Raw genomic sequence first — 4,618 nt, forward strand, 5'->3', positions numbered from 1 at the left:
CCCTTTTATTTTTAGTGTAACATAAAAACTAACCCACCACAAAATGTGATAGGTTAGTTAACTTAATGACATTGCTGGTTTACCAGGCTTTTTCTTATATTCACAAAATTTTCTGAATTTTTAATTGAAAATCACTTTCAAAAGTAGTAAAATATTAAAAAATGAATTTGGAGAAACTATATGACAGTGAACATTGACTGGGAAAACCTTGGTTTTTCTTATATGAAACTACCTTATCGCTTCATCGCTCATTTCAAAAACGGCCAGTGGTCTGAAGGGCAGCTGACCGAAGATGCGGAACTGCACATTTCAGAAAGCTCACCAGCTCTTCACTATGGCCAGCAGGCCTTCGAGGGCCTTAAAGTCTATCGTACCAAGGAGGGAAAACTCCAGCTCTTTCGTCCAGACCAAAACGCTGAGCGCCTGCAACGGACAGCTGACCGCTTGCTCATGGAGCCTGTTCCGACTGAGCTATTTATCAAGGCTTGTAAAGAAGTGGTCAAAGCCAATGCAGACTACGTCCCTCCCTATGGAACTGGTGGTACCCTTTATCTCCGTCCGCTCCTGATCGGTGTCGGCGACATCATCGGCGTAAAACCAGCGGAAGAGTACATTTTCACAGTTTTTGCCATGCCGGTCGGCAACTATTTCAAGGGTGGTTTGGCTCCGACCAACTTCCTCATTCAGGACAAGTACGACCGTGCGGCACCAAATGGAACAGGGGCAGCTAAGGTTGGTGGTAACTACGCGGCATCGCTCTTACCGGGCCAATATGCCAAAAAGCAGGGCTTCTCAGATGTCATCTACCTGGACCCAGCTACCCACACCAAGATTGAAGAAGTAGGGTCTGCTAATTTCTTTGGTATTACAGCTGATAACGAGTTTGTCACACCGATTTCACCATCAATCTTGCCGTCTATTACCAAGTATTCTCTCTTGTATTTGGCAGAGCATCGTCTGGGTATGAAGGCTGTGGAGCGTGAAGTCCTTGTCGAAGAATTAGACCTGTTTGTCGAAGCAGGAGCCTGCGGAACAGCTGCAGTCATCTCACCAATTGGTGGTATCCAGATTGCAGACAAACTCCATGTTTTCCATAGTGAAACAGAAGTAGGACCTGTCACTCGTAAATTGTATGAAGAATTAACAGGTATCCAGTTTGGTGATATTGAAGCTCCTGAAGGCTGGATTGTCGAAGTAGATTAATTTCAGAAGGCTTGCACTTGCAAGCTCTTCTCTTTTTTTGTAGAATAGTAAAAGTGAGGTTTGAAAATGAGTAAAAAAGATAAAAAAATTGAAATTCAGATTGAAGATAGCAAAGTTCTTGTTAATAGAGAAGAGTTCCCTGGCTACCGCCTTGTTATAGGTAAAAAAGTAATTGGAGAAATTGCAGAATTGGCTGAAAATAACTTTGCAGTTATTAAAAACGGAAATACCGAAAGCTTTTACAAAAAATTAGAAAAAGCAGTTGGAAATATTATTGAAAATTATAATTTAAGTCACTAAAAGGCTTGTAATAGTCGCTATTTTATGTTAGAATAGTGACTGTTAGTGCACGGAGAGATAGCGAAGAGGCTAAACGCGGCGGACTGTAAATCCGCTCCTTCGGGTTCGGGGGTTCGAATCCCTCTCTCTCCATTGAACAGGATACAAAGGACGTTAAGAAATCCGTATGAAAATAGGAAACTGACGCAGTGTGCTAAACACACAAGGAAGTTTATCTTTTTCACTAGGATTTTAGTCCGTGTTCAACTAAGATACGAGAGATGTTCTGGTTTACCAGAAATTTCTGTAGAAAATCAGGAGACTGACGCTGAGTGTTAACACTCAAGGAAGGCTATCTATTTTCCTAAGAAATTAATCTCGAGTTCAATTTCTTGTGATTAGTAAATAAATGAATTGTATCTATTTTTTGGGGTATCGCCAAGCGGTAAGGCAAGGGACTTTGACTCCCTCATGCGTTGGTTCGAATCCAGCTACCCCAGTAAAGGTACTAGATATAGTCTAGTTCGTCAAAGATGTCTAATTGTTGTTGTCCTTGCGTGTGCCTTAAATAAAATATATTTTATGTTGGGTCGAAAGACCTGATTGTCGGAGGTTTTTTTATAATGAACGAATTTGAAGATTTGTTGAACAGTGTAAGCGAAGTTACACCTGGTGATGTGGTAACTGCAGAAGTATTGACCGTTGATGCTGGTCAAGCAAACGTAGCTATCTCAGGTACTGGTGTTGAAGGCGTATTGACTCTTCGTGAGTTGACTAACGACCGTGATGCTGATATCAACGACCTTGTAAAAGTTGGTGAAACACTTGAATTGTTAGTACTTCGCCAAGTTGTTGGTAAAGATACAGACACTGTTACTTATCTTGTATCTAAAAAACGTTTGGAAGCACGTAAAGCATGGGACAAGCTTGTTGGTCGTGAAGATGAAGTTGTTACAGTTAAAGTAACTCGTGCCGTTAAAGGTGGTCTTGCAGTTGAATTTGAGGGTCTTCGTGGTTTCATCCCAGCTTCAATGATCGACAGCCGTTTCACTCGTAACACTGAGCGTTTTGTAGGTCAAGAATTTGATGCTAAAATCAAAGAAGTTGATCCTGCTGAGAACCGTTTCATCTTGTCACGTCGTGACGTTGTTGAAGCAGAAGCTGCAGCTGCACGTGCTGAAGTATTCGGTAAATTGGCAGTTGGTGAAGTTGTAACTGGTAAAGTTGCACGTATCACGAGCTTCGGTGCTTTCATCGACCTTGGTGGTGTAGATGGTTTGGTACACTTGACTGAATTATCACACGAGCGTAACGTATCTCCTAAATCAGCTGTAACAGTTGGTGAAGAAGTTGAAGTTAAAGTTCTTGCAATCGACGAAGTTGAAGGTCGCGTATCATTGTCATTGAAAGCTACACAGCCTGGCCCATGGGATGGCGTTGAGCAAAAATTGGCAGCTGGTGATGTCATCGAAGGTAAAGTAAAACGCTTGACTGACTTCGGTGCTTTCGTTGAAGTATTGCCAGGTATCGATGGTTTGGTACATATCTCACAAATTTCACACAAACGTGTTGAAAATCCAAAAGACGCTTTGTCAGTAGGTCAAGAAGTAACTGTTAAAGTTCTTGAAGTGAACGCAGCTGATGAACGTGTATCACTTTCTATCAAAGCTTTGGAAGAGCGTCCAGCAGCAATTGAAGGTGAAGAAAAAGCTGAAAAACGTGCTCCACGTCCACGTCGTCAAAAACGTGAAGAAAAACGTGATTACGAATTGCCAGAAACTCAATCTGGTTTCTCAATGGCTGACCTTTTCGGTGACATTGAATTGTAATTCATATAAAAACTTGCCTTGTGCAAGTTTTTCCTTTCCACCCTTAGTGTAATGGATATCACGTAAGATTCCGGTTCTTGAGATGGGGGTTCGATTCCCTCAGGGTGGACTAAAGTGAAAAGCCTTGTTTAACAGGCTTTTTTGTTATATTATATCAAGGAGGTTATGATATGTTACATTTTGAAAATGACTATAACAAAGGTGCCCATCCCGCCTTGCTAGAAGCCCTAGTTGCAAGCAACCAAGAAGGTTTATCTGGATATGGCACTGATAAATATACTGAATCTGCTATCGAAAAAATCAGACTTGCTACGGACTGTCCTCATGCACAAGTTACGTTTTTAGCAGGTGGCACGCAGACCAATCAAATTGTCATTTCGTCTATGTTAGCTTCCTATGAAGGAGTCATTGCAGCGGATACTGGTCATATTGCAGTTCATGAAGCGGGGGCAATTGAATTTACAGGCCATAAGGTGTTGGCCTTACCGCATACGGATGGCAAACTTGTCGCAAGTGAAGTTGAGAACTATATTTCCGATTTCTACGCAGATGCTAATCATGCTCACATGGTTCATCCAGGAATGGTTTATATTTCCCACCCGACTGAATATGGTACACTTTATAGCAAAACAGAGCTAGAAGATTTGTCCAAAGTTTGCCAACAGCATAATATTCCGCTCTTTTTAGACGGTGCTCGTTTGGGTTATGGTCTTGCTGCTCGTGAAACGGATCTTGATTTGAAGACAATTGCAGAGCTGACAGATGTTTTCTATATTGGTGGTACAAAACTCGGTGCCTTGATGGGGGAAGCTTTGGTATTTACAAAGAACAACCAGCCTAAGAATTTCGTATCGATTGTCAAACACCATGGTGCCTTGTTGGCGAAAGGAAGAGTGACAGGTGTCCAGTTTGATTGCTTATTTACTGATGACTTGTATCTTAAATTGGGGCGTCATGCTATCGCAATGGCAGAGCAACTGACCCAGATTCTGGAAGAGAAAGGTTTTCAATTCTATCTCAAATCCCCGACCAATCAGCAATTTGTTATTGTTAAGAATGAAGAATTGACTAGATTGACAGAAGCTGGAATTGCCTATGGCTTCTGGGAGAAATACGACGATAGCCACAGTATCATCCGCTTTGCGACCAGCTGGTCAACTAGTCAAGCGGATATTGATGAATTGATAAATATATTATAGCAATTAAAAAAGAAAGGGTTAGCCTTTCTTTTTAGTTATGGCTTCGAGCCAGTTTTTCTCGTAGAGAAAAACAAGAAAACCACCAGCTATGCTGGTGGCTGCCAAGGC

At 41.7% G+C, this 4,618-nt stretch carries 4 protein-coding genes and 3 tRNA genes; all 7 read left to right on the forward strand.

Translation table 11 applies throughout. The features are described 5' to 3' along the window. The first annotated feature begins 180 nt into the window (after window positions 1-180). The 7 genes from SST111_RS07090 to SST111_RS07120 all read left to right on the forward strand — a co-directional run bounded on the left by SST111_RS07090 (window position 181) and on the right by SST111_RS07120 (window position 4,510). Entirely contained in the window at window positions 181-1,203 is a 1,023-nt protein-coding gene (locus tag SST111_RS07090; RefSeq protein ID WP_099810488.1) for a branched-chain amino acid aminotransferase, read from the forward strand. A gap of 66 nt (window positions 1,204-1,269) precedes the next feature. Continuing rightward, window positions 1,270-1,503, forward strand: coding sequence for a DUF2969 domain-containing protein (locus tag SST111_RS07095; RefSeq protein WP_012775068.1), 234 nt, complete (start codon window positions 1,270-1,272; stop codon window positions 1,501-1,503). A gap of 51 nt (window positions 1,504-1,554) precedes the next feature. Continuing rightward, a tRNA-Tyr gene (locus SST111_RS07100) sits at window positions 1,555-1,635 on the forward strand. Between the two features lie 275 nt (window positions 1,636-1,910). After that, window positions 1,911-1,982: transfer RNA gene (locus tag SST111_RS07105), tRNA-Gln, on the forward strand. A 123-nt stretch (window positions 1,983-2,105) separates the two neighbouring features. Beyond that, window positions 2,106-3,311 (forward strand): 30S ribosomal protein S1, encoded by a 1,206-nt coding sequence (gene rpsA, locus SST111_RS07110; protein WP_024399165.1) that lies wholly within the window; start codon window positions 2,106-2,108, stop codon window positions 3,309-3,311. Window positions 3,312-3,348: 37 nt separating this feature from the next. After that, window positions 3,349-3,420: transfer RNA gene (locus SST111_RS07115), tRNA-Arg, on the forward strand. A gap of 61 nt (window positions 3,421-3,481) precedes the next feature. Further along, the gene (locus SST111_RS07120) at window positions 3,482-4,510 is read left to right on the forward strand and encodes a threonine aldolase family protein (protein WP_099810489.1); all 1,029 of its coding nucleotides are present in this window, start codon (window positions 3,482-3,484) and stop codon (window positions 4,508-4,510) included. Window positions 4,511-4,618 lie beyond the last annotated feature (108 nt).

This window comes from Streptococcus suis YS161 (assembly GCF_002760245.1).
GTDB lineage: Bacteria > Bacillota > Bacilli > Lactobacillales > Streptococcaceae > Streptococcus > Streptococcus suis_I.

Bases quoted from the DNA above. Each gene is read 5' to 3' on its own strand.
- SST111_RS07090 (WP_099810488.1), top strand. From the start codon at position 181: ATGACAGTGAACATTGACTGGGAAAACCTTGGTTTTTCTTATATGAAA.
- SST111_RS07095 (WP_012775068.1), top strand. From the start codon at position 1,270: ATGAGTAAAAAAGATAAAAAAATTGAAATTCAGATTGAAGATAGCAAA.
- rpsA (WP_024399165.1), top strand. From the start codon at position 2,106: ATGAACGAATTTGAAGATTTGTTGAACAGTGTAAGCGAAGTTACACCT.
- SST111_RS07120 (WP_099810489.1), top strand. From the start codon at position 3,482: ATGTTACATTTTGAAAATGACTATAACAAAGGTGCCCATCCCGCCTTG.